Source organism: Halococcus salsus (assembly GCF_009900715.1).
GTDB classification, from domain to species: domain Archaea; phylum Halobacteriota; class Halobacteria; order Halobacteriales; family Halococcaceae; genus Halococcus; species Halococcus salsus.
The window spans coordinates 361216-387125 of sequence record NZ_JAAAJC010000001.1 but is presented as its reverse complement, the minus strand read 5'-3'; the positions used below and the strand labels follow the sequence as shown (position 1 = coordinate 387125).

Annotated in this window: 27 protein-coding genes; 15 read left to right on the top strand and 12 right to left on the bottom strand. The window is 68.3% G+C overall.

Features of this window, described 5'->3' with window-relative positions; genetic code table 11:
* Positions 1–4 precede the first annotated feature (4 nt).
* The gene (locus GT355_RS02030) at positions 5–724 is read right to left on the bottom strand and encodes a sugar phosphate nucleotidyltransferase (protein ID WP_160133051.1); all 720 of its coding nucleotides are present in this window, start codon (positions 722–724) and stop codon (positions 5–7) included.
* Positions 725–860: 136 nt separating this feature from the next.
* On the opposite strand from GT355_RS02030, the gene GT355_RS02025 reads away from it, so the two are divergent.
* Both GT355_RS02025 and GT355_RS17920 read left to right on the top strand, forming a co-directional pair.
* Complete coding sequence (locus GT355_RS02025) at positions 861–1052, top strand: hypothetical protein (protein WP_120069928.1); 192 nt, start codon at positions 861–863, stop codon at positions 1050–1052.
* A 260-nt stretch (positions 1053–1312) separates the two neighbouring features.
* Positions 1313–1450 carry a DUF7503 family protein gene (locus GT355_RS17920; RefSeq protein ID WP_192927947.1) on the top strand — a complete coding sequence of 46 codons (138 nt, stop codon included), beginning with the start codon at positions 1313–1315 and terminating at the stop codon, positions 1448–1450.
* 1 nt (position 1451) lies between these two features.
* Here the strand turns inward: GT355_RS17920 and GT355_RS02020 are convergent, their stop codons facing one another.
* Together GT355_RS02020 and GT355_RS17915 are read right to left on the bottom strand one after the other, a co-directional pair.
* Positions 1452–3536 (bottom strand): hypothetical protein, encoded by a 2085-nt coding sequence (locus GT355_RS02020; protein WP_160133049.1) that lies wholly within the window; start codon positions 3534–3536, stop codon positions 1452–1454.
* A gap of 133 nt (positions 3537–3669) precedes the next feature.
* Complete coding sequence (locus GT355_RS17915; protein WP_192927946.1) at positions 3670–3843, bottom strand: DUF7838 family putative zinc beta-ribbon protein; 174 nt, start codon at positions 3841–3843, stop codon at positions 3670–3672.
* A gap of 320 nt (positions 3844–4163) precedes the next feature.
* On the opposite strand from GT355_RS17915, the gene GT355_RS02015 reads away from it, so the two are divergent.
* Together GT355_RS02015 and GT355_RS02010 are read left to right on the top strand one after the other, a co-directional pair.
* The gene (locus GT355_RS02015) at positions 4164–5174 is read left to right on the top strand and encodes a transcription initiation factor IIB (protein WP_160133047.1); all 1011 of its coding nucleotides are present in this window, start codon (positions 4164–4166) and stop codon (positions 5172–5174) included.
* A gap of 75 nt (positions 5175–5249) precedes the next feature.
* A complete protein-coding gene (locus tag GT355_RS02010; RefSeq protein WP_160133045.1) occupies positions 5250–5945 on the top strand; it encodes a metal-dependent transcriptional regulator in 696 nt (231 codons plus the stop codon).
* A 4-nt stretch (positions 5946–5949) separates the two neighbouring features.
* On the opposite strand, the gene kynU is transcribed toward GT355_RS02010, so the two are convergent.
* Complete coding sequence (gene kynU / locus GT355_RS02005) at positions 5950–7221, bottom strand: kynureninase (RefSeq protein ID WP_160133043.1); 1272 nt, start codon at positions 7219–7221, stop codon at positions 5950–5952.
* A 105-nt stretch (positions 7222–7326) separates the two neighbouring features.
* Between kynU and GT355_RS02000 the strand changes: the two genes are divergently transcribed.
* The 5 genes from GT355_RS02000 (at position 7327) to GT355_RS01980 (ending at position 11994) form a co-directional block, all read left to right on the top strand.
* A complete protein-coding gene (locus GT355_RS02000) occupies positions 7327–8337 on the top strand; it encodes an ABC transporter ATP-binding protein (RefSeq protein WP_160133041.1) in 1011 nt (336 codons plus the stop codon).
* Entirely contained in the window at positions 8330–9115 is a 786-nt protein-coding gene (locus GT355_RS01995) for an ABC transporter permease subunit (RefSeq protein ID WP_160133039.1), read from the top strand. Before GT355_RS02000 ends, GT355_RS01995 begins: the two co-directional genes overlap by 8 nt.
* Complete coding sequence (locus GT355_RS01990; protein ID WP_160133037.1) at positions 9112–9903, top strand: ABC transporter permease subunit; 792 nt, start codon at positions 9112–9114, stop codon at positions 9901–9903. The genes GT355_RS01995 and GT355_RS01990 overlap by 4 nt, the downstream gene beginning before the upstream one ends.
* A 185-nt stretch (positions 9904–10088) precedes the next feature.
* Positions 10089–10493, top strand: a complete 405-nt coding sequence (locus GT355_RS01985) for a hypothetical protein (RefSeq protein WP_160133035.1) — start codon at positions 10089–10091, stop codon at positions 10491–10493.
* An 82-nt stretch (positions 10494–10575) separates the two neighbouring features.
* Positions 10576–11994 (top strand): FAD-binding oxidoreductase, encoded by a 1419-nt coding sequence (locus tag GT355_RS01980; RefSeq protein WP_160133033.1) that lies wholly within the window; start codon positions 10576–10578, stop codon positions 11992–11994.
* A 1-nt stretch (position 11995) separates the two neighbouring features.
* On the opposite strand, the gene GT355_RS01975 is transcribed toward GT355_RS01980, so the two are convergent.
* A complete protein-coding gene (locus GT355_RS01975; RefSeq protein ID WP_160133030.1) occupies positions 11996–12901 on the bottom strand; it encodes a DUF7537 family lipoprotein in 906 nt (301 codons plus the stop codon).
* 45 nt (positions 12902–12946) lie between these two features.
* Positions 12947–14632: a thiamine pyrophosphate-binding protein gene (locus GT355_RS01970; protein ID WP_160133028.1), complete on the bottom strand. Its 1686-nt coding sequence runs from the start codon at positions 14630–14632 to the stop codon at positions 12947–12949.
* Between the two features lie 84 nt (positions 14633–14716).
* On the opposite strand from GT355_RS01970, the gene GT355_RS01965 reads away from it, so the two are divergent.
* The 3 genes from GT355_RS01965 to GT355_RS01955 are packed head-to-tail and all read left to right on the top strand — an operon-like array spanning position 14717 to position 17240.
* Entirely contained in the window at positions 14717–15553 is an 837-nt protein-coding gene (locus GT355_RS01965; protein WP_160133026.1) for an ion transporter, read from the top strand.
* A gap of 51 nt (positions 15554–15604) precedes the next feature.
* On the top strand, positions 15605–16144 hold the full coding sequence (msrA, locus tag GT355_RS01960) for a peptide-methionine (S)-S-oxide reductase MsrA (protein ID WP_160133024.1): 540 nt from the start codon (positions 15605–15607) through the stop codon (positions 16142–16144).
* A gap of 46 nt (positions 16145–16190) precedes the next feature.
* Positions 16191–17240 (top strand): DNA-methyltransferase, encoded by a 1050-nt coding sequence (locus GT355_RS01955; protein WP_160133022.1) that lies wholly within the window; start codon positions 16191–16193, stop codon positions 17238–17240.
* 48 nt (positions 17241–17288) lie between these two features.
* Here GT355_RS01955 and GT355_RS01950 read toward each other — a convergent pair whose 3' ends face one another.
* From GT355_RS01950 to GT355_RS01940, 3 genes are all read right to left on the bottom strand, one after another.
* The gene (locus GT355_RS01950; RefSeq protein WP_160133020.1) at positions 17289–18911 is read right to left on the bottom strand and encodes a BCCT family transporter; all 1623 of its coding nucleotides are present in this window, start codon (positions 18909–18911) and stop codon (positions 17289–17291) included.
* Between the two features lie 168 nt (positions 18912–19079).
* Positions 19080–20075 carry a TIGR04024 family LLM class F420-dependent oxidoreductase gene (locus tag GT355_RS01945; RefSeq protein WP_160133018.1) on the bottom strand — a complete coding sequence of 332 codons (996 nt, stop codon included), beginning with the start codon at positions 20073–20075 and terminating at the stop codon, positions 19080–19082.
* Entirely contained in the window at positions 20075–20845 is a 771-nt protein-coding gene (locus tag GT355_RS01940) for an SDR family NAD(P)-dependent oxidoreductase (protein WP_160133016.1), read from the bottom strand. Before GT355_RS01940 ends, GT355_RS01945 begins: the two co-directional genes overlap by 1 nt.
* A gap of 201 nt (positions 20846–21046) precedes the next feature.
* Here GT355_RS01940 and GT355_RS01935 point away from each other — a divergent pair, with 201 nt between their 5' ends.
* From GT355_RS01935 to GT355_RS01925, 3 genes are all read left to right on the top strand, one after another.
* Entirely contained in the window at positions 21047–22273 is a 1227-nt protein-coding gene (locus GT355_RS01935; protein WP_160133014.1) for an HD domain-containing protein, read from the top strand.
* Between the two features lie 460 nt (positions 22274–22733).
* Positions 22734–23771, top strand: a complete 1038-nt coding sequence (locus GT355_RS01930) for an amidohydrolase family protein (RefSeq protein WP_160133012.1) — start codon at positions 22734–22736, stop codon at positions 23769–23771.
* A gap of 29 nt (positions 23772–23800) precedes the next feature.
* The gene (locus tag GT355_RS01925) at positions 23801–24250 is read left to right on the top strand and encodes a universal stress protein (protein ID WP_160133010.1); all 450 of its coding nucleotides are present in this window, start codon (positions 23801–23803) and stop codon (positions 24248–24250) included.
* Positions 24251–24258: 8 nt separating this feature from the next.
* On the opposite strand, the gene GT355_RS01920 is transcribed toward GT355_RS01925, so the two are convergent.
* Genes GT355_RS01920 through GT355_RS01910 form a run of 3 tightly spaced genes read right to left on the bottom strand, consistent with a single transcriptional unit; the run spans position 24259 to position 25788 of the window.
* Positions 24259–25182, bottom strand: a complete 924-nt coding sequence (locus GT355_RS01920; protein WP_160133008.1) for a biotin--[acetyl-CoA-carboxylase] ligase — start codon at positions 25180–25182, stop codon at positions 24259–24261.
* A 49-nt stretch (positions 25183–25231) separates the two neighbouring features.
* Complete coding sequence (locus tag GT355_RS01915) at positions 25232–25432, bottom strand: hypothetical protein (RefSeq protein WP_160133006.1); 201 nt, start codon at positions 25430–25432, stop codon at positions 25232–25234.
* Positions 25429–25788: a 4a-hydroxytetrahydrobiopterin dehydratase gene (locus GT355_RS01910; RefSeq protein WP_160133004.1), complete on the bottom strand. Its 360-nt coding sequence runs from the start codon at positions 25786–25788 to the stop codon at positions 25429–25431. Before GT355_RS01910 ends, GT355_RS01915 begins: the two co-directional genes overlap by 4 nt.
* Between the last annotated feature and the right edge of the window lie 122 nt (positions 25789–25910).

Below are 25910 nucleotides of genomic sequence, written 5' to 3'. Positions count from 1 at the left end.
CCCTTCAGTCCCGCTCGCAAACCAGTTCGTTCGCCCGCGCGAGGTCGGCGGGCGTGTTGACGTTGACCAGCCAGCCATCACACCGAATCCCGACGATCCGTGCGCCGTCGGCGATCCGGTGGCCGATGGCGTCGCTCATCTCGAACTCGCCGCGCGGCGAGCGCTCGACCGCCCGACAGGCGTCGAGGAGCGCCGGTGTCGCGGTTTGGACGCTCGCGGCCACGAGGCTCGGGTCGGCCGGCTCCTCGGGTTTGTTCTCCCAGCCGACGAGTTCGTCGTTCTCGTCGAGGACGCAGACCATCTTCTCGCGCGCCGCGCTCGCGGGGACCTCCTCGACGAGGACCGTCCCGTCCACGGCCGGGTCGCGGTGGCGCTCGACCAGCCGTCGGAGGTCGCACGAGACGACGCCGTCGCCGTCCATCAGCACGAACGGCCCGTCGAGGTGGTCCTCGGCGGCGAGGAGGGCGTGTGCCATCCCGTCGCGTTCCTGCTGGACGGCGTAGCTGATGGGGACCCCGGCGAACGCCTCGCCGTAGCGCTCGCGGATCCGGTCGCCCTCGTAGCCGACGACCACGACCAGCTCCGTCACTCCGAGGTCGACCAGCCGCTCGAAACAGCGGGTGAGGATCGGCCTGCCGCCGACGTCGAGCAGTCCCTTCGGTGTTGCGGCGGTGAGCGGTCGGAGGCGGGTTCCCTCGCCGGCGGCGAGCACGACGCCCTTCACGGTTCGGTCTGTCGACCGGGGGCCAAAACCGTTGGGGTGGGTGTCCCCGAAACCGCTGCTTGGCGGTGCCGTACGTCACTCTATCCCTCGGGATGGGTGAATAGGTTTATGTACGTATCACGCGAAACACCATGAAATGAAGCCGTGTCCACTCTGTGAGGAACCGCTTCCGGATGGCCGCCCCCGTCATCGGGTCGTGCTCGAGGTCGAGGACACCACCCGGTCGTCGAAGCAGATCACGGCGGAGGAAACCCAGATCAGGCGGTACTGCGTCGACCAGCAGGTGTGTCCCGACTGCTGGGACGACCTGGAAACAGAGCTCTCGTAGCCCTCGGAACACCGTTCTCGAAAACCGTCCACGGTCGAGCCACGCCTCTCCCACGAGCCGCCGGCTCGAACGTCCGTTGAGCGCTCGATATCGTTCCAACTTACGTCGTTTATCAGCCATCCCTTTTCCCTCATGCATTTTCTACGCCACGAGTTGATTCAGTGGTTTTGTGCCGTCTATTCAACGAATTAGACCTAAATTGTTGATCTAGGATATCTTCGAAAATATTCATATCGGTGGCGTGTCTTGGGTAGGACGTCATGTCCGACACCGACGAACTCCGGACGTACCTGCAGAACCACCCCAGAACCCTCTCGGCGCTGTTCGGTCTGATGGTCCTCCTGACGCAGGTCGGGCCCGTGGCCGCCGGCAACAACGGCGGTATCAGCGGCCCGTAGGTCAGAGCGTATCGAGGTCCAGCCGCTGGCTCCAGCGCAGCTCGCTCCCGACCCGGACGGGGGCGTCCTCCAGTTCCAGAAACGCCTGGAGGTCCTCCTCCGTGACCGTGAACGTCTGTACGAGCCCGGAGGAGATGTAGTACTGGTCGTTCTCCCTGAAGAAGGGAACGACCAGGCTCCCGATCCCCTGTCTGGAGGTCAAGAAGATGGTATAGTCGACGGTGAACGTCTCGCCGGTCCGTTCGATGCGACAGAGGTTCGGGAAGCTCCCGGCCGGTTGAGCCAGCGCGAAGCCGCCGTCGCCGACGACGAGGTACTCCTCGCCCATGATGCTCTCGTCACGGGCGACTTCGAGCGCGGCGCGCAGCGGGAAGCCGGCGTTGAGCAGCCCCGCGAGCGTCTTCCCCATCGTGACGGCCTCGGCGTTGAGCACGTCGGCGAGGGTGACGATGCCGCCGATGGAGCCCTTCCGGATCAGGCTCATCCCCTGTTCGTAGGACTGGCAGGCGTTGAGCAGGAAGGCGTCGACCCCGACCGAATCCAGCGTCGCGGCGTCGAGGGTGCCGTCGACGCACTCGAAGCCGCCGTCGTCCACGTGGCCGACGTAGTGGAGGAAGTCGGTCCGTTCCGCGAGGAGGTCCCGGAGCTCGCGGATGGTGAGGTCGCGCTCGACGGCGACGTCGAACGGGAGGTCGCGGTCGCCGTAGATCGTATCGACCAAGCCCCGCTCCTCGTCCATCGCGGGGTCGTTACAGACCACCCGCACGGTGATGTCGCCCTCGGTCGGCGTGCGGTCGAGGCGGTTCCGGTAGGCCTCGACCGTGGCCTTGCTCGCACCCAGCGGCGTGCCGTCGCCGACCCACGTCTGTTCGAGCGACGTGCCGGCGTCGGGTTTCACGAACCGCGTTCGGGCGGTGTGCCGAGCCGGTTCGCCACGGCTCGTGCTCCGGGTGAACGCGCCGACCACGCCGGAACGGTCGGTCGTCCGGCCGTCGGCCGGAACGGGTTCGGCTTGGTCCGCGGTCGCCTCCGTCTCGCTACAGCGAACGACGGCGAGGTCGTCGACGAGGAAGGGGAGCATCTCGACGCTGTCGGGCGTGGGCTCGACGTGGGCGGTGAGCTTCCACTGGGGAAGGTGTGGTTCGATGGTCTCGAAAGGGATATCGAGGGCGGCTTCGAGCCGGGCCGCCAGCGGACGGTCGTAGAGCGCCCCGAAATCGAGCCCTAGCGTCGACTCCAGCGCCGACCGCTCGTGGAGCGCCACGGGGTACAACCCCTCCGTTCTGGTGAGACAGTCGAGGAAGAAGGCGCGCTTGAGGGTGCGTTCGACGGTGGTCTCGAAGCCGGCGGGACCGTCCAAGGAGTAGTCGAACCCCGTCTCGGTCCGGATTCGGGGCGGGTCGCCCGGAACCACCCGCGCACCGAGGTAGTACGCCAGCGGCGCGACCACGAACACCGACCGGAGGTCGGGGGGTACCTCGATCATCACGCCGGTGTCGGGCGGTTCGAGCCCCGCGAGGTCGAGTTCCTCGCCGAGTTCGACCGTGGGCGGGTGGCCTCGAAGCGTGGGATACGAGCGCTCGGGCGAGGTCGTCTTGAGTGCCGAGCCGAACGTCGAAATCGCTTGCATCATGTGCTCCGGGTCCGACGTCGTCGTCACCGTCGCCGCCGGCCGGTCGTGGTGTGAGCGCGCGCCCACCAGTACGTCGACTTCCTCGCCGAACTCGATCGACATCCGTTCGGCGTCGGCGGTCAGGTCCACCGACCCCTCGACCATGAGGTAGAGCTTCACCGGCGTGTTCAGTTCGATACCGTAGGTCCCTTCGGGCAGGTGCTCGTCCGCGAAGTGTTCGGCCGTCCGGACCGGGGTACCGTTCCCGTCGCGAACGTGTATCGTGACGACGCTCGGCAGCGAGAACGCGCTGGTCTGGATCGAGACGGCGGTCTCGACCGGGAACCGGAACGGTTCCGTCTCGGCGGGGTCGGGTGTGACCGGCGTTGGCGTCGAGAGCGTGTACTGGTGGCGCTCTATCGGGTCCATGACCGCGATGCCGGTATCGACGGGTTCGAACGAGGGCCGTATCATTCCTCGTCGTCCGCACGTACGTCCACACCACACGTGTACATCGTTGGGCGGGCGTTGGTGCTCAGCGTATAAAAAGATCTGTTACCGACCGCGAGCCGTGCTCGTCGCCGGGGTGACTCGGTGTCGGCGGTCGTTAGGCCGGGTCCGGCGCGGAGCTGATGTCGTCGCCGATGGTGACGAACGCGTAGCCACAGTCTGGACAGCGCCACTTCACTTTCTCGCCGAGGTGGAGCGTCGTGCTCGCGGCGCGATAGAACTGCCGTCGCTCGCCACAGTCGGGACAGTCGTGCTCGCGTTCGAGGCTCATACACCCGCTCGACGCCGACCGAACCTCAACCTACTGGTTTCCGCAGGATTCGGACGGACCGGTCGACGAGCGCCGTGGAAACGCTCGCGCCCCCCGTAGACCGGCGGAACGCACGCCGGTCTGTCGCCGCCGTTCGTGTACCGATCTTTTTCCGTCGACGCGACACCCGATATCGTCGTCTCACCTCGTCTCGATACCGATTTCGGGCGGCAAACGGCCGGATCCCTTAAATAGCTCAGTCCCGTACCGTACACTGTAGAAACCCCCCGTTGTACCGCCAGCGAACATCACCATTCGAGCATCCGCTCACCCACACGATATTGGAAGGTAACACGACACGCATCCGAGCGCACGAATCGAACGAACGAACGACCCAGGGGACGGTCGAGGAGACCACGACCGACGAGACCGAACAGGTCTGTCCGGAGTGTGGTGGCCGGCTCGTCTCCGATACGGAACACGGCGAGACCGTCTGTACCGAGTGCGGTCTCGTGGTCGACGAGAACGAGATCGACCACGGGCCCGAGTGGCGGGCGTTCGACGCCGCCGAGCGCAACGAGAAGAAGCGCACCGGCGCGCCCACCACGAAGATGATGCACGACAAGGGGCTCTCCAGTCAGATCGGCTGGCAGAACAAGGACGCCTACGGCAACGCCCTGAGCTCGCGCAAGCGCCAGCAGATGCAGCGCCTCCGGACCTGGGACGAACGGTTCCGGACCCGGAACTCGAAGGAGCGCAACCTCAAACAGGCCCTCGGCGAGATCGACCGGATGGCGAGCGCACTCGGCGTCCCGAAGGACGTTCGCGAGACCGCCTCGGTGATCTACCGTCGCGCGCTCTCGGAGAACCTCCTGCCCGGGCGCTCGATCGAGGGCGTCTCGACCAGCGCGCTCTACGCCGGGATCCGGCAGATGGGGCTCCCGCGAAGCGTCGAGGAGGTCGGCGCGGTCTCGCGGGTCGACGAGATGGAGTTCAAGCGGGCCTACCGCTACATCAACCAGGAGCTCGACCTCCAGATCGCCCCGCCGAAACCCCAGCAGTACCTCTCGCGGTTCGCCTCCGACCTCGACGTGGACGAGGAGACCGAGCGACGCGCACGCGAACTCCTCACCACCGCCGAGGAGCAGGCGATCCACTCCGGGAAGAGTCCCGTCGGACTCGCGGGGGCGGCGCTCTACGCCGCCGGCATCCTCACCAACCGCAAGCTCACCCAGGACGAGGTCAGCGAGGTCGCGGAGGTCAGCAACGTCACGATCCGGAACCGCTACCACGAGCTCATGGACGTGGCCGGCGAGACCGACGCCCAGCACACCCCTACCGCCTGCGCTTAAACTTCTTCCAGCGGTCCCGAGGCCGAGATCGAGGGCCGACGCAACGATTTTGTAGGTCGATGAGGTAGAACAGGTATGCCGAGCGCGACGGCCGAGGACTACCTCAAAACGGTCTATCAGCTCGCCGACGGCGACGAGCCGGTGCCGACGTCGGCCATCGCGGACGCGCTCGACGTCACGCCGCCGACCGTGACGGCGACGATGAAGCGCCTCGAAGGCCACGGGCTGGTCGAGCGCGAGGAGTACAAGGGCGTCCGCCTCACCGAGGAGGGCGACCTGATCGCGCTCGAAACCATCCGCCACCACCGACTGCTCGAACTCTTCCTCGCCGAGCATCTGGGCTACGACTGGACGGAGGTCCACGACGAGGCCGACACCCTCGAACACCACATCAGCGAGCGGCTCGAAACCGAACTCGCGGCGGTGCTCGGCGACCCGACCGCCGACCCACACGGCGCACCGATCCCCACCGCGGACCTCGAACACACCGGGGCCGACGACGACCCGCTCTCGGAGTACGGCGAGGGCGAGCACGCCGTCGTGACCCAGGTCGCCGACACCGACCCCGAGATCCTGGCGTACCTCTCGGACGCCGGCCTCACACCCGAGACAGAGCTCGAAGTCCGCGAGGTCGCACCGTTCGGGATGGTGACCGTGCTGCCCGAGGGACGCGAGGAGACGGTGTCGCTCCCCGCCGAGATCGCCGCCGCGGTCCGGGTTCGTCCGACCGACGTCGAACCCGCCGGGGACGGGATGACCGTTCTGGAGTGAGGCGCTACGTCACCTCGCCATCGACGTCGGCGTCCGTGTGCGCACCCGACGCGACGATGGCTTCGAGCACGTCGACGAACCGCCAGACGTCCGTGTAGCTCGTGTACAGCGGTGCGGGGCAGACACGGACGACATCCGGCGGTCGGAAGTCAACCACCGCGTCGCGGGCACCGAGCGCGGCGACGACCCCGCGGGCGTCGGGGTGTTCGAGCGCGACGTGCCCGCCGCGGCGCGACGGCTCGCGCGGCGTGCCGACGGTGAACTCGTCGTCGAGGCGGGTATCGACCAGCGCGATCAGGTAGTCGGTGAGCGCGAGCGACTTCTCACGGATCGCGTCGATCCCGGCCTCGTGGACGAGGTCGAGCGCGCCTTCGAGCGGCGCGGCGCTCAGCATCGGGACGGTGCCGACCTGCCACGCGCCCGCGGTCCCGGCGGGCGTGAATCGAGGGTTCATCTCGAACTGCGTCTCCTTCTCGTGACCCCACCAGCCCGCGAGCGCCGGCGGCGTCCCGAAGTGCTCCCGGTCGACGTAGAGACCCGCGATGGCTCCCGGCCCCGCATTGAGGTACTTGTACGAACACCACACCGCGAAGTCGACGCCGTGAGCTGACAGATCGTGGGGGACGACCCCGATGGAGTGCGCGAGGTCGAAGCCGACGAGCGCGTCGTGGCGGTGGGCGGCCGCGGTGAGCCGTTCGATATCGAGCAACTGGCCGCTCCGGTAGAGCACGGAGGGCAGGAAGACCAGGTCGATATCCCTCGCTTCGAGCGCGGCGACCACGCGCGCCTCGTCGATGGTGCGCCCGTCGTCGCTCTCGACCACCACGAGGTGGGTCTCGGGGTCGAGCCCACGTTGGCGGAGCTGTGCCCGGACGGCGTAGCCGTCGGTCGGGAAGTTGAGCTCGTCGATCAGCACGACTGGATCGTCGCGGGTATCGAGGAACGTCCCGACGAGGGTGTGGATGTTGACCGTGGTGGCGTTCGCGGCGACGACCTCCTCGCTACCCGCACCCACCAGCGGCGCGAGCCGGTCGCCGAGGAATTCACCGTATTGAAACCACGGCGGGTCGGCGTCGGTCCAGCCCCCGATCCCGAGCTCGCGCCACTCCTCGACCACGCGATCGAGCGTCCGGTGGGCGTCCTCGGAGGCGGGCCCGAGCGAGTTCCCGTCGAAGTAGAGCCGGTCGGGGAGCGAGAACCGGTCGGCGAACCCGGCGATCGGGTCGGCCTCGTCGCGCTCCCGGGCGGCGGCTCGCGTCGCGTCGAACCCCGTCATGCGTACCCTCCCACCGCGACCGACAGGATTCTTTCGCTCCCGTTCGCGTGCAGGGGTCCCGACAGCTTCATGCAATTTTCCGGCGTAGTTCCATCGGGTGTCGTTATGGCCGCACTACGAACCGAGGGGTTGACGAAGTACTACGGCGAGACCCGTGGGATCGAGGACCTCTCGTTCTCGGTGCGCGAGGGTGAGGTCTTCGGATTTCTCGGCCCGAACGGCGCGGGCAAGACCACCACCATCCGGACGCTGATGGGGTTTCAATCGCCGACGGGCGGGAGCGCGACCGTGCTCGGCCACGACGTGACCGACGAGGCCGCGATGATCGAGGCCAAACGCCACCTCGGCTACGTCCCGGCGGAGATGGGCTTCGACGAGCGCGTCACCGGCGAGCGGTTCCTCCGATATCAGGCCTCACTCAAGGGCGACCAGCGGAGCGAGGAACTGTTGGAGCTGTTCGACCCGCCGATGGAGCGGAAGATCGGCGAGTACTCGACGGGCAACAAGCGCAAACTCGCGATCGTGCTCGCGTTCATGCACGACCCCGACCTCGTCGTCATGGACGAGCCGACGTCGGGGCTCGACCCGCTGATGCAGGAGCGCTTCTACGAGTTCGTCCGCGACGAGCAGGCCCGCGGCGTGACGTTCTTCTTCTCCTCGCACGTCCTGAGCGAGGTCCAGAAGATCTGCGACCGCGTGGGGATCATCCGGAACGGGACCCTCGTCGAACTCGAAACGGTCGAGACCCTGCTCGACCGCGGCGGCAAGCGGGTCTCGGTCCGGGTGAGCGAGTCCGTCGACCCGGCGGCGTTCGCGCTCGATGGAGCCCACGACGTCGAGGTCGTCGGCACGGACCGGTCGGTGACGGGGGCGTCGGCCGACGGGGGACGAACAAGTGAAGCCGATGTCGAAGGCGACGGCCAAGCAGAGTCGTCGGGCGGTCGCACAGGAACCACCGTCCGGTTCACCTACACCGGCGACTACAACGCGCTCCTCGATCGGCTCGTTGGCTACGACGTCCTCGACCTCGACATCGGCGACGCACCGCTCGAAGACGTCTTCATGCGGTTCTACGGCGAGGTCGAGCCACCGAACGGCGGTGAGGGAGATGCTTGAGGTCGCACGCTACGAAGGCGAACGCCGGCTCGTCGTGGCGGGCGCGATCACCGCCGCGGCGTGTTTCTACGGCACGATGTTCGTGGCGCTCACGCCCTCGTTCACGAACGTCGACCTCGACGCCATCCTGGAGAGCTATCCCGACCAGCTGGTCGTCGGCTTCGGGATCGAGAGCCTCGACAGCCTCGCCGGGCTGCTGTCGGTCGAGCTCTACCAGTTCGGCTGGGTGCTGGTGCTCGGGCTCTACCTCGCCTACACTACGGCTTCACTCGTCGCGGGCGGGGTCGAGAGCGGGCGGCTGGACACCCTCCTCGCCACGCCGGTCTCCCGGGCACGGGTCGTCGCCGAGTCGTTCGCCTCGATCCTCGTCCCGATCCTCGCGGTCAACGCGGTCACACCCGTGGTGATATACGTCGGTGGCTGGCTCATCGACGACCCCGTGAACACCCAGAACCTGATCGCACTGCACGTCCTCGCCGTTCCATATCTACTGTGCTGTGCGGCGATCGGGCTCGCGTTCTCGGTGTTCCTGCCCGAGGAGCGCCTCGCCCAGCGCGGAGCCGTCGGCGCGCTCGTGGTGGCCTTCCTCGCCCGGACCCTGGTCACCGGCACCGACTACGCGGTCGTCGAACGGTTCACACCGATGCACTACTTCGACCCGAGCGCGATCCTGCTCGACGGCACCTACGACCTCGGGGGCGCAGCGGTCCTGCTCGCCGCTACCCTCGTGCTCGTCGTCGCGAGTCAGCTCCGCTTCCGGAGGATGGATCTGGGATGACCTTCGAGATCCTGCGCTACGAGGCTCGTCACCGGGTTCGAGGCGCGCTCGGCGTCAGCGCCGCGTTCTCGCTGCTGGGGCTGGTCTTCCTCGCGCTCGCACCGCAGATCGTCGCCGGAAGCGAGGTCCAGAGCCTCGCGGACGCGCTCCCGCCGCAGTTCCGGGCGGCCTTCGGTCTCGAAAGCCTCACGAGCGTCGAGGGGTTGCTCGCCGGCGAGTACTACACCCTGTTCTGGGGGCTCTTCTTCGGGATCTACCTGGCCTACAGCGCCGCCGAGTCGGTCGCGGGCGACGTCGACACCCACCGGATGGAGACGCTGCTCGCGGCTCCGGTCCCGCGCTCACGCGTGCTCGTCGAGAAGTTCCTCTCGTTGCTCGTTCCCGTCCTCGTCGCCAGCGTGGTGGTTCCCGTGGTGCTCGTCGCCGGGTCGTGGCTGGTCGAGGAGCCGGTCGCGGTCGCCGACCTCGCGGCGCTCCACCTGCTCTCGATCCCGTATCTGCTCTGCTGTGGGGCGATCGGACTGGGGTGTTCGGTGGTCTTCGACCGGGTCGAGACCGCGCGCAACGCCGCGGTCGGGACACTGTTCGGTCTCTACCTCCTCGAATCGCTCGTAGTGGGTTCCGACGTCTCGTGGCTCGGCACCCTCGCGCCGATGGCGTACTTCGACCCGAACGCGATCCTGGTCGGCGGGACCTACGACCTCGCTGGCGCGCTGGTCCTCCTCGGCATCACGGCGGCGCTGGTGCTCGCCAGTCGGGTTCGGTTCGAACGGATGGACATCGGATAGGAGAGAGACTGTTCGATCCAGAACCGGAAAGCACGGTTACCGGGTATGGACGGACCCAAACTGGGATCGGACGATCCCGTCAGTCGTCGGAGCCATCGGCGTCGGTGGTCCCCGTCGCGGTCGCCGAGGCTGCATCCGGGGACCGGGGAATCGGTTTGATAAGGACGGGCCGTGTTCCCTCCGGTATGGTCGACGATCGGGTCGAGCCGCCGGCAGGGTGGGCGACGCCGGCGACGTTGGAGGCCGGCGGGATGCGCTGGCATCGCTATCGGTACCGGCCGTCCGAGACGACCACCATCGAGGTTCGGCTCGGCGAGCGAGGGTCGGATGGCCCGGACGTCTTCCGCCTCCACCTCTCGATGCGCCTGGCCGACCGCGGTCCCGTCACCCACGACTTCAGGGTGGGCTCCTACGACGACCTCGCCGACGCCGTCGAGGCGACCGAGTGGCTCCTCGCCCGGCTCGCCGACGAGGTGTTCGACACCGACCCGGTCGAACGGGTGCAGGCGGCGGTCGACGAGCTCACGACCCGAACGACGGCGCGGGGTGGCGCGCTCGTGCGTCTCCGGCGGTGGTTACTCGGGGGATGAGCACGGTCCGAGCCCGTTTCGAGCGGTGTCCGCCCGCCACCTCTCCCTTGAGGTTTATGCCCGCGGCGGACGGACGACCGGCATGACTCACGAGTGTTCGTTTCTGACCGACCACCTCCCGGACGACCGGGTCTCGTTCGGCGACGACGAGCGCGGCGACCACGCCGCCGACTGGGGAACGCCGCCCGGCGAGGACGTCATGCCCGACGCGGTCTGCTGGCCCGAGGCCACCGAGGAAGTCAGCGCGGTGCTCGCGGCCGCCACCCGGCGAGGCGTTCCGGTGACGCCCTACGCGGCGGGCACGGGGCTCGAAGGTAACGCGCTGCCGGCCCATCGCGGCGTGAGCATGGACCTCACGCGGATGGACTCGGTGCTCGACGTCCACCCCGCGGACTTTCAGGTCGACGTCGAGCCGGGCGTGTTCGGCTCCGCCGTAAACGACGCGGTCGACGAAGCGGACCTCTTCCTCCCGCCGCTCCCGCAGTCCGCCGACATCTCGACGGTCGGCGGGATGGTGGCGAACGACGCCAGTGGGGCGAAGACCGTGAAGTACGGCGAGGTCCACGACTGGGTGCTCGGGCTCGAAGCCGTGCTCGCTGACGGGACCGTCATCGAGACCGGGAGTCGGGCGAAGAAGACCTCCAGCGGCTACAATCTGACCGACCTCCTCGTCGGAAGCGAGGGCACGCTCGGTGTGGTGACACGGATCACGTTCGAGCTCGCCCGCCGACCGAAACAGGTCCGCGGCGGGCGGGCGACGTTCGACGACCTCGACGCCGCGGCCGAGGCGGTCTCGGCGACGATGCAAGCGGGGGTCGACGTCGCCACGATCGAACTCCTCGACCCGCTGAGCGCCGCGGTCGCCAACGCCTACTCCGGTACCGATCTCCCCGAATCGCCGCTGGTTTTCCTCGAATTCCACGCGAACCACGGTGTCGGGACCGAGGTCGAGACCTGCCGCGAGGTGTTCGAACGGTGCGGCGCGACGGGGTTCGAGGTCGGCGCGGGCGAGGCGATGGAGCGGCTCTGGCAGGCCCGCCGCGACCTCGCCCCAGCGATGGTCGCCTACGACCCGCCGCGCCGACCCGTCAAACCCGGCGACGTCACCGTCCCCATCAGCGACTACCCGGCGATGGTTCGGTTCGCGAAGGACGAGGCCGCGGCGCACGGCCTCGACGTGCTGTGTTTCGGGCACGCGGGCGACGGCAACGTCCACTACAACGTGCTCGTGGACCTCGACGACCCGGACGAACGCGCGGCGGGCACGGCGGTCTCGGACGCCATCGTCGAGCGCGCGATCGAACTCGGCGGCACCTCGACCGGCGAACACGGCGTCGGCCAGGGAAAGCGCAAGTACCTCGTGGCCGAACACGGCGAGGCGGGCGTCGAGGCGATGCGCACGGTCAAGCACGCGCTCGACCCAACGGACACCCTCAACCCGGGGAAGATCTTCCCCGAGACCCTCGACGGCGAGCGGCTGTGGGTCGACCCACCCGAGTAGACTATGATTCCGTGGTCGTCGAGGCATTCGCGACGGCTTCGTCGTACCACGACGGGCGCTCGACCGTTGTGGTCCCGATGTCGGTGTAGCTCACCCAGCGGTCGACGTGGACCGTTCGCCCCGTCTCGTTCGGGGCCCCCGAGCCGTCGAGCGTCGCGGTGTAATCGAGGCGGTACTCGCGAACGAGGCCAGTGGGCGCGATCAGCGCGCGAAGCGAGGGATACCGGAGCTCCTCGACGCCCCCGTCGGCGAACGCGTCCGGGTTCGTCACGTCGGTCGCCGTGACCTGATAGAACCGATCCCCGTTTCGACGCGTCTCGCCGACGAACCGGGTCTCGGTCGCGCCGAACACCGTGTAGACCGCCTGTCCGGTCCCCGGTTCGAACCGGAAGAACCCGTTGTAGCCCTCGCGAACCGATGCCGGGCTCCCGTCGAGACCGCGTTGCGTGTCGTAGGACGTGTCCCCGTCGATCCGCTGTGCGGTGAGGACCTGCGACCCGTCCGACCAGGCTTCGACGCTGTACCACGAGGCGTTGCGAATCGGTACCGACCCGGAGCCGTTCGACGAGACGTGGTACCGACTTCGGTTCGCCGCGAACCGTCCGATCCGCTCGTCGTGTCGGTAGATGCTGCCGTTGGCGAAGCGGACCGTCGTCTCGCTGTGGACCGTGAACGAGCGGTTGTCGAGCACGGCGGCGTGGGCCTCGCCGAGCTCGACGGGGTCGGTGACGCCCGTTTCGTCGAGACCGGGGGCGAGCTGTGGGGTCGGCGTCGGCGTTGGCTCGTCGGTGGGCACCGCGACCGGCGTGACCGTCTCCGTGGGGGTGTCGTCATCGGAGACGAAGCCGTTGCAGCCCGCGAGAACGAGCGCCAGCACGAGGACCAGAACCGGAACCGAACGGGCCATTCGTTCACATCTCGGCAAACCAGCGATATGTGCGTTGTGGTGGTCTCAGTCGTGAACCAGCACGTCGAGCACATCCGGGCCGTCCCGGTCGAGCGCGCTCGTGACGGCGGCGGCGATATCCTCGGGTGACTCGACCAGCTCCCCGCGTGCGCCGTGGCTCTCGGCGTTCGTCGGGATATCCACCGGTGGCGCGAACTCCATGTCGGTCCAGTCGTAGTCGGTCTCGTCGCCACCGAGCAGGTCGAGGGTGTTGTCCTTCAGGATTCGATAGTTGCGGTTGTCGGGGATCACGACGGTGAGATCGAGGTCGTAGCGCGCAGCGGTGTAGAGGCTGTGGGGGTAGTAGAGATACGAGCCGTCGCCAACGAACCCCATGACGTCCCGGGGTTCGTCCCGGAGGGACTCGGCCAGCGCCGCGCCCACGGAGGCGGGCAGGCCGTAGCCGAGGCCGCCGCCCTTGTTGGAGATGTACTGTTCGGGCCCGAGCGGCCAGCGGGCGAGCATCGCGTACTTCGCGGTGATCCCCTCGTCGACGATGAAGGCGTCGGGGGCGGCCTCGTAGAGCGCGTCCACGAGCTCGGCCTTCGAGGCGTGTGGGCTCTCCTCGTCGCCGGTGCCGATCCCCGCTATCTGCCCCGCGACCATCTCCTTCGTCGCGGCCACCGCGTCGAGGCGCTCGGTCCTGGTTCCCTCGTCGAGCCGGTCGCGAACCCGGTCCGCGAGTTCGTCCAAGACCGCCCCGGGGTCGCCGAGAACGGCGGCGTCGGCCGGTTGGTTCTTCCCGAGTTCGTGGGGCGCGTCGGTGAGGTGGATGCAGGTCGTGTCGTCGTCGACGAGCTCGCGCTCGTGGCGTGTCAGCGTGGTGTTGGTCGAACAGCCCGCGAAAACCACTGTGTCGGCGCTCAACAGTGTCGCCGCGAGGTCCTCGTTGGGTGGGATCGGCGAGACCCACTGGTCGTGGTCGCCGGGGAAGTCGGTCTCACTGGCGAGGATCTCGCTGTGAACGCGGGTCCCGGCGGCCTCGGCGAACCTCACGGCCGCCTCGACCCCGCCGGCGCGCGCGACGTGGTCGCCGACGACCAGCACGGGTGAATCCGCCGCGACGAGAAGGTCGGCGGCGCGGTCGAGTTCGACTGGGTCACCGCTCCCGGCGGTCGGGATCGGGCCGAGGCGTTCGGGGGCCGCGTCGGTCTCGGCGAGCATCGTATCGAGCGGCAGCCCGAGAAAGACGGGGCCCGTCGGCGGCGTGAGTGCCGTTCTGACGGCCCGCCGGATCATCGTCGGGAGCGCGGCCACGTCGAGCACTTCGTGACTACTCTTACAGAACTGGCGGGTCATCCGGAGGAGGTTCCCGGAGAGAATGGGTTCCTCGTGGCGGAAGTCCGTGCTGTGGTTGCCGGTGGTCACGAGCAGCGGCGCGCCGGCGACCTTCGCGGCGTAGAGGTTGCCGAGACCGTGGGCGAGGCCGGGTGCGAGATGGAGGTTCGCCACCCCCAGCGGCGTCACGGAATCGTCGTGGTGTGCGTGATAGCGCCGTGTCTGGGCGTACCCGCCGGCCATCCCGACCGCGATGTCCTCGTGGAGTCCTAGAATATACTCGATGTCGCTGTCGGCGATGGCGTGCACCACCGGGAGCTCGGTGGTCCCGGGGTTGCCGAAGACGTGCTCGACGCCGTAGTCGGCGAGCGCCTCGACGAACAGTTCGGCCCCCGTCCGAGTCGGATCGGTCATCCCTCACACACACTCCGGCCGTCGGCATAAGTGTTGTAGCGCCGGCCCACGTCGATTTTTGGTCCCCCTGGTCGAGGATCGGGTATGCACGACACGACGGACGACCCGCCACCGAAGCACCGTCTCGCCACGTTGCTCGCGACCGGCGAGGGCGGCACCCCCAGACAGCTGGTCGACTGGTGTGTGATGGCGCTGATCGTCCTGAACGCACTCCTGGTGATGCTCGAAACCGTCGGGTCGCTCGACGCCCAGTACGGCCACCTCTTCGAGGCGTTCGCGCTGTTCTCGATCGCGGCCTTCACCGTCGAGTACGTCGCGCGGGTCTGGGCGGCCACCGCGGGCGAGACCTACACCCGGCCGGTGATCGGGCGATTGCGCTACATGGCCCGGCCGTACCCGCTCATCGACCTGCTCGCCATCGCCCCGTTCTACCTCGCGGCCGCCCTCGGGAACGTCGACCTGTTGTTCCTCATGCGGCCGATCTGGCTCCTCCGACTGACCCGCCTCACCCGGTATTCGAGCCGGATGCAGACGCTCGAACGGGTCATCTGGGCCAAACGCGAGGACCTCTCGATCGCGCTCTCGGGCGCGACGGTCCTGCTGGTGATCGCGTCGAGCCTGCTCTACTACGCCGAACACGACGCCCAGCCCGAGGCCTTCTCGAGCATCCCGGCCGCCCTCTGGTGGGGGATCGCGACGCTGACGACCGTCGGCTACGGCGACGTGGTTCCAGTTACCCCGCTCGGGAAGGCGCTGGCGGGTCTCACGATGGTCGGCGGGGTCGCCTTCTTCGCGCTGCCGGCGAGCATCCTCGCCTCGGGCTTCCTCGAAGACCGCGAGGCGACTCCTATGACTTGCCCGCACTGCGGGGAACGGCTGGGTGCGCGTGATCCGAACCGCCCGCCGCACCACGAGGATTGAACCCGTCCACACGAGCAACGGGCTTTCGTTGCTGCGCTCCCTACTCCGGGTATGGCATCAAACACGGACCGCGCGACGCTCGCCGGCGGCTGCTTCTGGTGTACCGAGGCCGCACTCGAAGAGCTCGACGGCGTCGAGGACGTAACCTCCGGCTACGCCGGCGGCCACACCGAAGACCCGACCTATCGGGAGGTCTGCTCGGGGAACACCGGCCACGCGGAGGTCGTCCAGGTCGAGTACGACCCCGACACGATCACCTACGAGCGCCTCCTGGAGGTCTTCTTCACCGTCCACGACCCGACCCAGCTCAACAAGCAGGGCCCCGACGTGGGAACCCAGTACCGCTCGGCGGTCTTCACCCACGACGAGGCCCAGCAGGAGACCGCGGAGGCCTACGTCGAGGCGCTCGACAGCGACGGCGGCTACGAGGACGACGTCGTGACGGAGGTCGAACCGCTCGACACCTTCTACCGTGCCGAGGAGGAGCACCAGAACTACTACGCGAAGCACCCCGGCGACGCCTACTGCTCGTTCCACGCCCAGCCGAAGATCGAGAAAGTGAGGGAGAAGTTCGGCGAGATCACCGCCTGAGTTCTCCATCGGGGCTTTCTTGCGAGCGCGCCGTCTGTCTCGGGTAGTGGAAACCAGCCACCGCATCGTCGTTGGGGATGCGAGGGATCTCGACGCGGTCGCCGACGACAGCGTCGAACTCGTCGTGACCTCGCCGCCGTACCCCATGATCGAACTCTGGGACGACACCTTCGCCGAGCTCGACCCCGAGATCGACGACCGGCTCGCGGCGGCCGACGGTCGCGGCGCGTTCGAGGCGATGCACGCCCTCCTCGACGGGGTGTGGCGCGAGGTGGCCCGCGTGCTCGTCGACGGCGGCATCGCCTGCGTCAACGTCGGCGACGCGACCCGCACCCTGGACGGGAGCTTTCGCGTCTATCAGAACCACTCCCGAATTATCGACGCCTTCGAGGAACTCGGCTTCGACCCGCTGCCCGAGATCCTCTGGCGGAAACCGACCAACGCCGGCGCGAAGTTCATGGGCAGCGGAATGCTCCCGCCGAACGCCTACGCCACCCTCGAACACGAGTACATCCTGGTCTTCCGGAACGGCGCGACACGGCGCGGGTTCGAACCCCACGCCGACCGCCGCTACGAGGCGGCCTACTTCTGGGAGGAGCGCAACCGCTGGTTCTCGGACCTCTGGACCGACGTCCGGGGCGAGCGCCAGACACTCGATCGGGACGACTCGCGGGAGCGCTCGGCGGCCTATCCCTTCGCGATCCCCTACCGGCTGATCAACATGTACTCCGTCTACGACGACACCGTGCTCGACCCGTTCTGGGGCACCGGCACCACGGGTCTCGCCGCGATGGTCGCCGGGCGGAGCTCGGTGGGTTACGAGCTCGATGCCGGCCTCGTCGAGGGGTTCGACGACCGGGTCGCGGACGTTCCCGCCCTCTCCCGGCGGGTCGTCGGCGACCGACTCGACGCCCACCGCGCGTTCGTCGAGCGAAGACGGGCGACGGGCAAGGGGTTCGACTACGAGGCCGAACGCTACGACTTTCCCGTGACGACCAAGCAGGAGCGCTCGATGGCGCTGCGAACCGTCGACCGGGTCGAGGCGATCGACGGGGGCTACCGAGCGGTTCACGAACCGGCCACGACCGACTCCTGAGCCACGGCACGGGAAAAACAGCGCTTCAGTTCGAGCGAAGACCGCGGGTCAGTCGTCGTTCTCGCCCGCGGCCCGGTTGCCGCCGGTCGTCTCGCTGGCTTCCGGGTCCGGTCGGTGGCTCACCGTGAAGAACGGCTCCTCGTCCGGACCCATGAGGTGTTCGTGGTAGTAGTCGCGGGCGGTGACGTAGCTCGCGTAGAGCAGGACGAGGAAGTAGAGCGAGAAGGGCAGCGCCATCACCGGCGAGAACGACTGCATCGCGCTGAACGACGGGAGGTTGAGGGTCATGACGCCGAGGAACGCGAGTAGCACGCCCCACCACGCGCGATTGCGTGCGTTGGGGTCCTCGGTGCCGAGGGTGATCGCCGAGAGCATGAAGACCGCCGAGTCCAGCGTCGTGAGGATGTAGCCGACCATCACGAGCACGAGCAACAGCCCCAAAACGTTGCCGTAGGGCGTGATCGAGATGGCGGTCGCGACCGCGGCCGGGATGTCGCCGTTCGAGAGCGCGGTGCTGACGGGGCCGAAGTACTCGGGCGAGAGCACCCAGCCGCCGATGATGGCGTGCTGGACCCAGACGAGCCCCGAGGGCACGACCACCAACGCGAAGAAGGTCTCGCGGATGGTGCGTCCCTTCGAGACGCGCGCGACGAAGCTCCCGACGAACAGCCCCCAAGCCGCCCACCAGCCCCACCAGAAGCTGGTCCACTGCTGAGGCCAGTCGCCGCCGCTCGTGGGCGCGGTGAAGAACATGAGTCGCGGCAGGTTGTTGAGCCAGATCCCGGTGGCGTCGATCCAGATGTTGAGCGTGAACAGCGTGGGACCGACTACGAACAGCATGGCTGCCGCGAGCACCATCAACACGATCGTCACCCGGGCGGCGTTCTGGATCCCGCTTCTGAGCCCGAGCCAGACGTCCGCGAGGAAGACGAGGCCGATGGCGAGAAGGAGGCCGTAGGTCAGCGCGGTGGCCTGGAGCCCGTAGACCACGTCCAGGATGGTCGAGAGCTGCTGGGCGGTGAACCCGAGCGTGGTGGCGATCCCGCCGACCATCGCGACCAGCGCCGAGAGGTCGACGAGCCAGTAGAGCCAGCCGTAGTCCTCGCGGTCGAGCGCCACGTCGAGCATCGAGCTGAGTTTGTACTCCGAGACCGAGCCGGTGTAGACCATCAGCGCGAACGAGAGCGCCACCGGGATGTACCACATCGCCATCCCCGGGAACGACTCGTGGAGGAACATGAACGCGAGCGAGAGGGGTTTGATCGTGGTGCCGCCGACCGGCAGCGTCGACGGCGGGCTGTTGACGATCTGGATCGGTTCGCCCACCCCCCAGACGATGATCGAACTCCCGAACCCGACGGTGAACACCATCGCGATCCAGGAGTAGAAACCGAACTCGGGGTCGGCGTCCTCGCCGCCGATACGGATCGTTCCGTATCTGGAGAGGGTCATGAACAGCCCGAAGACGAGCAGGACGCCCCCGAGCGCCATGAACCACCAGCCGAAGTAGTGCATCACCCAGTCGTAGGTGCCGGTCAGGGTGTTGCTCAACAGCGGCGGGTTCAGGATACCGACGACGACCAGCGCGACCAGCGCGCAGATCGTGACGAAGAACAGCCCGATCTCGCTCCAGTCGGCGTCGTCGAGCCCGAACGCGTACGCGATCCCCATCAGATCGCCCCGACGGCGAGACCGTCGCCGCCAGAGCGCCTCTCGGCACGAATGTCGATTGTGCGCCGATCCATCGTCGCTGTCGTCGAGACGACCGGTGTCCAAGCCACGGGTGCCCCGGCTAAACGTACTCCGACGGGTAAACCCTGTGATGTCGAAATCGGCGTCTCAGGGCGCGAGCGCCGCCATAGTCGCTTCGATCTCCGCGAGGCTCGCGTCGCGCGGGAACGACACCGCGACCCGATCCACACCGTCGATGGCGGCGAACGATTCGAGGCGGTCGCGCGCCGTCTCGGGCGTGCCCGCGACCGCGAGCGAGTCCAGGAGGCCGTCGTCGATGGCCGCGGTCGCGGCTTCGCGGTCGCCGGCCTGCCAGTTCTCGTAGACCTCGTTCGCGGTCGCCTCGTGGCCGGAGCGCGCGAGGCTGTCGCGGTAGAAGGTGCCCATCCCGCCGACGTAGAAAGCGAGGTGCTGGCGGACCGACTCGCGCGCCCGGTCGGGGTCGTCGAGCGCGGCGCAGGTCAGCGAGAGCGTGACGCGAATTTCGTCGGGATCCCGACCCGCGAGGTCGGCCCCGCGCCGGAGGTCGTCGAGTCGGTCGCGGAGCCCGTCCCGCGTGAGGAGGAGCGCGTGCCAGCCGTCGGCGAACCGACCCGCGAGCTCGACGCTCTTGGGGCCCATCCCGGCTGCATCGACGGGTGGACGGGGTTCGGGTGGCTCACACCGCAGCCGGAAGCCCGCGAGGTCGAAGTACTCGCCATCGTAGCTGACCGCCTCGCCCGAGAGAACCCGCTTGACGACCTCGACGGTCTCGCGGGTTCGCCTGAGGGGGTTGCCGTAGTCGACGCCGTGCCAGTTCTCGACCACGATGGGGCCCGACGGACCGAGGCCGAGTCGAAAACGACCGTCCGAGACCTCCTGCAACGTGGCGGCGGTCTGCCCGATCAGCGCGGGCGAGCGCGAGTAGACCGGCACGATCGAGGTCCCGATCCCGATCTCGCTGGTGCGGTGGGCGATGCTCGTTAGCACCGTCACGGCGTCCCGGCCCCACGTCTCGGGGAGCCACACCCGGTCGTAGCCGAGCCCCTCGGCGCGTTCGGCCTGCTCGCAGAGCGCGTCGACGCTGGGCTGGGCCGCCACCGGCAGGAAGACCTCGCACGCCATCACTCGGGCGATTCCATGATGTCTGGGACGCCACGGGCGGTGACCGTCTCGCCGGTGAGGTACGACGAGGCGGGGCTGGCGAGGAACTGCGCGACGTCGGCGATCTCCGCGGGCGTTCCGATCTTCCGGTCGACGGTATCCCGATCGATCTCGTCGGCCGTGACACCCATCTGGCTCGCGACGCCCGGCGTGGCGACGAACCCCGGCGCGATGCAGTTCACCCGGACCCCGTCGCTCGCCCACTCGTAACCGAGGGTCGAGGTGAGGTTGATGATCCCCGCCTTCGCCGCGGCGTAGTGACTCATGAACGGCGCGCCGTCCTGGCCCGCGACGCTCGCGAAGTTGACGATGGTCCCGCCGTCGTTCTCGCGCATCACCTCGCCGGCGGCCTGGGTGCAGTGGTAGGTCCCATGGAGGTTGATGTCGACGATGGTCTTCCAGCCGTTCTCACTGATGCCCTCGAAGTTCGCCATGAAGCTCGCGCCGGCGTTATTGAGGAGGCAATCGATCCCGCCGAATTCCGCTACTGTTGCCTCGACCAGCGCCTCGACGGCGTCGCGGTCGCGGACGTCGCACTCGACCGCGAGCGCCGATCCCCCCGACTCCTCGATCCCCTCGGCCACGGGGTCGACGTTCGCCTGTTCGCGCGAACAGACCACGACGTCCGCCCCGTCCTCGGCGAAGCGCTCGGCAATGGCTCGCCCGATACCGCTCGACGCACCCGTCACGACCGCGACGTCGCCCGCGACGCTGAACTGGTCGGTCGTCATCGCCGCCTCCGCGTGGTGGGTTCCATCACATCGACCGTTACCGATGGCGCGCTAATAAACCCCATCGTGATCGACGTTGTCCTGAACCATCGATGTGTTTACCGTCGGTAACAGATCGTGGGCCATCGCGACGAGCGCCGATGGACCCGATTCACTACAGGGAAGTGAAACTACTTGACCGAACGCGCCGAAGGGAGCCCAATGAAGACCATCAAGGACAGCGTCCACGGCCACATCGAGGTCGGGGGGGTGGCGCGCGACCTGCTCGACACCGCCCTCGTCCAGCGCCTCCGACGCGTCCGCCAGCTCGGGACCGTCGACCTCGTCTACCCCTCGGCGAACCACACCCGCTTCGAGCACAGTCTGGGGGTGTACCACCTCGCCGACCGCGCGCTCGGTCACCTCGGGATCGAAGGGCGGGAAGCCGAACGGGTCCGAGCCGCCGCGCTGCTCCACGACGTCGGCCACAGCCCCTACAGCCACAACCTCGAAACCCTGGTCTACCGCCACACGGGCGCGGAGCACGACGACGTCGAGGAACTCCTCGCGGGCGGCGAGGTCGCCGCGATCCTCGAATCGCACGACCTCGACCCGAAGCGGATCGCGGGCCTCGTCGCGGGCGAGGGCCAACTCGGCCAGCTGGTCTCGGGCGAACTCGACATCGATCGGATGGACTACCTCGTGCGCGACGCCCACCACACCGGGGTTCCCTACGGCACCATCGACCACGACCGTCTCGTGCGCGAACTCCGGTATCTCGACGGCGAACTCGTGCTCGACGAGGGGAACGTCCAGACCGCGGAGTCGCTGCTGGTCGCGCGCGCGCTGATGAACCCGGTGGTCTACAGCCACCCGGTCGCCCGCATCGGGAAGGCGATGCTCCGGCGCGCGGCCGAGCGCCTGCTCGACGACGGGCTCGCCGCCGACGACCTCCGACGGATGGACGACGCCGACCTCATCGTGGCGCTCAGAGAGCACGAAGCGACCGCCGCCGACGCCGCCCGCCTCGACCGGCGCGACCTCTACAAACGCGCGGTGTGGGCCGAACTCCGGGACACCCCCGACGACCTCGTGGACGCCGACCACGACACCATCCGCGAGCGCGAACGCACCATCGCCGACCGGGCCGCGGTCGAGGCCGACGACGTGATCCTCGACGTGCCCTCGCGACCCGGCATGACCGAGTCCTCCTCGCGGGTGGTGGTGAGCGGCGAGATCCGCCCCCTGGGTCGGCAGTCGACGCTCGTCGAGGCGCTCGACGCCATCCAGCGCGACCAGTGGCGGCTCGGGGTCTACGCTCCCCACGACGCGGCCGAGCGCGTCGGCAACGCCGCCGCCGCCGTCCTCGGGCTCGACATCGACGGCGCACTGGTCTCGGACGTCCGGCCCGGAGTCCACACCACGCTCGACGAGTTCGCCGGGGAATAGCGACCCACTTTTTTCGAGGAGTGGTTGGCGAGCGAGGCGAGCCAACCCGACGAAGGAAAACCTGTCTTGCTGAGTGCAACGAAGCAAGGCTCGGAAGACGCTTCGCGTCTTCCGGTGGACTAAAAAGAGCCGCTCGTTCGGCCTTTGGCCTCACTCACGGTACAACTCCTCACTCTCCCGCTCCGCCACCGTTCCGCGACGGCCACACGCCTCCCCAGCCGACTGCGCTCCTCGTTCGCTCGTGGTTCGAAAGACGCTTCGCGTCTTTCGTCATCACGAGACGGCTTCGCCGTCTCGAACGACTCCGTTCGCTCACTCCGGTGCTCATCCCTCGCACGGGCGTTTCGCGCCGCCCCTCGGGCGGCGCGGAGGCCGCGCGCCGACCGTTTCAACCACAATCGAGACACACGACTCGTCCATCGACGGAGCCATTCAAGGCGACTCGCCACCGACCCCGACCATGGAGATCGAGGGCACGATACTCGCGGGTTACGACTTCGACCCGATCGAGGGACGCGTCGTGGTCGAGGACGGCCGGATCGAGGTGGTCGAGGAGGCAGCGACGGATTCCTCGCGGATCGTCTTCCCGGCGTTCGTCAACGCCCACACCCACATCGGCGACTCGATCGCGAAGGAGGCCGGCGGCGGGCTGAGCCTCGACGAGTTGGTCGCGCCGCCCGACGGCCTGAAACACCGCCTGCTCCGGGCGGCGAGCCGCGAGGACCTCGTCGCGGGGATGGAACGCACCATCGACTTCATGGTCGAGTCGGGGACCGGCGCGTTCTGTGAGTTCCGCGAGGGCGGTGTCGAGGGGGTCCGGGCCATCGAGGACGCGCTCGCGGACTCGGCCATCGACGCGACGGTCCTCGGTCGCGAGACCGTCGAGGCGATGGCGGCGGCGGACGGGTTCGGCGCGAGCGGCGCGCGCGACGCCGACTTCGAGGACGAGCGGGCGGCGACCCGCGAGGCGGACAAGCTGTTCGGGATCCACGCCGGCGAGCGCGACGCGACCGACATCGAGCCCGCGCTCGCGCTCGACCCCGACTTCCTCGTGCACATGGTCTACGCCGAGTCCCACCACCTCGACCGGCTCGCGGCGGAGGACATCCCGGTCGCGGTCTGCCCCCGCTCGAACCTCGTGACGGGCGTGGGATTCCCGCCCATCGAACGCCTCGCCGACCAAACGACGGTGGCGCTCGGGACCGACAACGCGATGCTGGATTCGCCCTCGATGTTCCGCGAGATGGAGTTCACCGCGAAGCTCACCGACTGCCGGGCGCGCGACGTGCTCCGGATGGCGACGCGCAACGGAGCCGACCTCCTCGGGCTCGATGCGGGCGTCGTCGAACCCGGACGCGAGGCACGGCTCTGCGTGCTCGACGGCGATTCGAACAACCTCGCGGGCGTTCAGGACCCGGTTCGAGGGGTGGTCCGGCGCGCGGGCGTCGCCGATATCGAGCGCGTCGTGTTGCCCGGACGAACCACCGGGAACGATTAGGCCGCGGGCCGCGAAGAGGAGAGGGAGTCATGTACGACCGTATCCTCGTTCCGACCGACGGCTCGCCGGAAGTCGACCCCGTGGTCGAGCACGCCGTCGAACTCGCGCGGGTCCACGACGCCGAGCTCCACGCGATCTACGTCGTCAACACCGCCGGCTACGCCAGCCTGCCGGCCGACTCGGCGATCGAGGGACTGGGGACGATGCTGAACGACCAGGGCGAGGGAGCGCTCGACCGCGTCGAGGAGCTCGCGAGCGGCGTGACGGTCGAGCGCGTGCTGGTCGAGGGCGCACCGAGCAAGCGGATCGTCGAGTACGCCGAGCGCGAGGGCTGTGACCTCGTCGTGATGGGGACCCACGGCCGCGGCGGCATCGACCGTCTGCTGCTCGGGAGCGTCGCCGAACGCGTCGTCCGCACCTCGTCGGTGCCCGTGCTCACGGTTCGTGTCGAGCGCGAGGACGTGGACGACGACGACTGATCCTGGGATCAGACTGGTCGGAGGTGTTCGCAGTCGCCCGCGTGAACCCGCCGTGTTCCCTCGTCGGTCTCGACCACGAGGCTGCCGGGGAACTCGACGTCGACCGCCTCGCCGACGACCTCCCCGCCGGGCGTCTCGATACGAACACGCTTGCCGAGGGTGAGCGCGTGCTCGCGCCACATCGAGAGCACCGTCTCCGGTTCCCCTCGGAGCGCGTCGAACCGTTCGAGGAGGCGCTGGACGAAGGCTCGGCGGTCGAGGTCGTCGGTGTGAGCCAGCAGTCCGGTTCCGCCCGCGGGGAGGCCCTCGGACCGGACGTTGACCCCGATACCGACGACCACCCACGAGACCCGGTCGGCCTCGCCCTCCATCTCGGTCAGGATGCCGACGAGTTTCTCCTCGCCGTCTTCTGTGGGGACGAGAACGTCGTTCGGCCACTTGATACCGGCATCGACGCCGGCCTCGCGGGCGGTCTCGACGGCCGCGACCGCCGCCGCGAGGGTGAGGACTGGAACGTGGGCCGGCGGGAGGGCGGGCCGGCAGAGCACGCTACACCATATCCCGCCCGGCGGCGAGGCCCACTCCCTGTCGAGCCGGCCGCGACCGCCGGTCTGTTCGTTCGCGACCACGACGCGGTCGGTCTCGCCCGCTTCGGCGAGTTCACGTGCGCGGGCGTTGGTGCTCGGCAGGCTGTCGTGGTACTCGACCGTGAAGGGTGCATCGAGCCCGAGCTCGATCGCGGGCCCGCCGTACTCCGGAACTCCGGTCAGTCGATAACCGCCGTCGCTCTCGATGGAAAAGCCGGCCTCGCGGAGCGCCTCGATGTGTTTCCAGACGGCCGTGCGCGAGACCCCGAGGGAGGCCGCGAGCTCCGGGCCCGAGACTGGTTCCTCCGCGATAGCGTCGAGGATCCGGTAGCGAGTCTCGTTCATATGGATCGATATCGTGGTCGACACTGATGGCGATGAGCGACGGCAGGGCTCATTCGACGGCGTCCGGTTCGTCCGTCGACTGGTCGGCGACGAGGAAGTAGCCGATGGCGAGACCGACCTGCATCGCGAGTTGCGTTCTGAGGTTCGACTCGAACGCGTCGCCCTTCCACCGTCGGAGACCGATGCCGACCGCGATCCCGATACCGACGGTGGCGGCGTCGTGCCACCGTTCGAGGCTTCTGTCCGTCATTTCCCGGGTTCGTAGTCGTCGTGGATCCGGTCCATCCGGGCGGCCATGACGAAGTCGGTCTCGAAGAGGCCGTCGATCTTGTGAGTCCACATCTCGACGACGACCTCGCCGTACGAGAGGTGGATGTCGGGGTGGTGCCACTCCGCCTCGGCGAGCTCGCCCACCTCGTAGGTGAACTCGAGCGCATCGCGGAAGTCCGCGAACTCGTAGGTGCCTTCGAGGTGGTGGTCGTCCACGACGTCCCAGACGTCCCCGTCGATCCCCTCGGCGAGTTCCGCGAGCTCAGCGCCCGTCAGCGGGTCGTCGTCGCTGGTGCAGGCGACACATTCGCGTTCGGCGAGTTCGGGTTCGGCCATACCGGAGGATTGGCCAGCGATCGACTTGTACTCTCCCACTTTTTTCTGCGTCGGGTGCGCTTCGCGCACCGCTCCTTGAAAAACCTGGACTAAAAAGGCCGCTCGTTCGGCCTGCGGCCTCA

Excerpts from the sequence above, each read along its gene's own strand:
- GT355_RS01990 (WP_160133037.1), top strand. The coding sequence starts at position 9,112 with ATGACCTTCGAGATCCTGCGCTACGAGGCTCGTCACCGGGTTCGAGGC.
- GT355_RS01980 (WP_160133033.1), top strand. The coding sequence starts at position 10,576 with ATGACTCACGAGTGTTCGTTTCTGACCGACCACCTCCCGGACGACCGG.
- GT355_RS02000 (WP_160133041.1), top strand. The coding sequence starts at position 7,327 with ATGGCCGCACTACGAACCGAGGGGTTGACGAAGTACTACGGCGAGACC.
- GT355_RS17920 (WP_192927947.1), top strand. The coding sequence starts at position 1,313 with ATGTCCGACACCGACGAACTCCGGACGTACCTGCAGAACCACCCCAGA.
- GT355_RS01910 (WP_160133004.1), bottom strand. The coding sequence starts at position 25,788 with ATGGCCGAACCCGAACTCGCCGAACGCGAATGTGTCGCCTGCACCAGC.
- GT355_RS01965 (WP_160133026.1), top strand. The coding sequence starts at position 14,717 with ATGCACGACACGACGGACGACCCGCCACCGAAGCACCGTCTCGCCACG.
- GT355_RS17915 (WP_192927946.1), bottom strand. The coding sequence starts at position 3,843 with ATGAGCCTCGAACGCGAGCACGACTGTCCCGACTGTGGCGAGCGACGG.
- msrA (WP_160133024.1), top strand. The coding sequence starts at position 15,605 with ATGGCATCAAACACGGACCGCGCGACGCTCGCCGGCGGCTGCTTCTGG.
- GT355_RS01970 (WP_160133028.1), bottom strand. The coding sequence starts at position 14,632 with ATGACCGATCCGACTCGGACGGGGGCCGAACTGTTCGTCGAGGCGCTC.
- GT355_RS01925 (WP_160133010.1), top strand. The coding sequence starts at position 23,801 with ATGTACGACCGTATCCTCGTTCCGACCGACGGCTCGCCGGAAGTCGAC.
- GT355_RS01995 (WP_160133039.1), top strand. The coding sequence starts at position 8,330 with ATGCTTGAGGTCGCACGCTACGAAGGCGAACGCCGGCTCGTCGTGGCG.
- GT355_RS01915 (WP_160133006.1), bottom strand. The coding sequence starts at position 25,432 with ATGACGGACAGAAGCCTCGAACGGTGGCACGACGCCGCCACCGTCGGT.
- GT355_RS02025 (WP_120069928.1), top strand. The coding sequence starts at position 861 with ATGAAGCCGTGTCCACTCTGTGAGGAACCGCTTCCGGATGGCCGCCCC.
- GT355_RS01920 (WP_160133008.1), bottom strand. The coding sequence starts at position 25,182 with ATGAACGAGACTCGCTACCGGATCCTCGACGCTATCGCGGAGGAACCA.
- GT355_RS01935 (WP_160133014.1), top strand. The coding sequence starts at position 21,047 with ATGAAGACCATCAAGGACAGCGTCCACGGCCACATCGAGGTCGGGGGG.
- GT355_RS01950 (WP_160133020.1), bottom strand. The coding sequence starts at position 18,911 with ATGGGGATCGCGTACGCGTTCGGGCTCGACGACGCCGACTGGAGCGAG.
- GT355_RS01945 (WP_160133018.1), bottom strand. The coding sequence starts at position 20,075 with ATGGCGTGCGAGGTCTTCCTGCCGGTGGCGGCCCAGCCCAGCGTCGAC.
- GT355_RS01940 (WP_160133016.1), bottom strand. The coding sequence starts at position 20,845 with ATGACGACCGACCAGTTCAGCGTCGCGGGCGACGTCGCGGTCGTGACG.
- GT355_RS02020 (WP_160133049.1), bottom strand. The coding sequence starts at position 3,536 with ATGATACGGCCCTCGTTCGAACCCGTCGATACCGGCATCGCGGTCATG.
- GT355_RS01975 (WP_160133030.1), bottom strand. The coding sequence starts at position 12,901 with ATGGCCCGTTCGGTTCCGGTTCTGGTCCTCGTGCTGGCGCTCGTTCTC.
- GT355_RS01985 (WP_160133035.1), top strand. The coding sequence starts at position 10,089 with ATGGTCGACGATCGGGTCGAGCCGCCGGCAGGGTGGGCGACGCCGGCG.
- GT355_RS02010 (WP_160133045.1), top strand. The coding sequence starts at position 5,250 with ATGCCGAGCGCGACGGCCGAGGACTACCTCAAAACGGTCTATCAGCTC.
- GT355_RS01930 (WP_160133012.1), top strand. The coding sequence starts at position 22,734 with ATGGAGATCGAGGGCACGATACTCGCGGGTTACGACTTCGACCCGATC.
- kynU (WP_160133043.1), bottom strand. The coding sequence starts at position 7,221 with ATGACGGGGTTCGACGCGACGCGAGCCGCCGCCCGGGAGCGCGACGAG.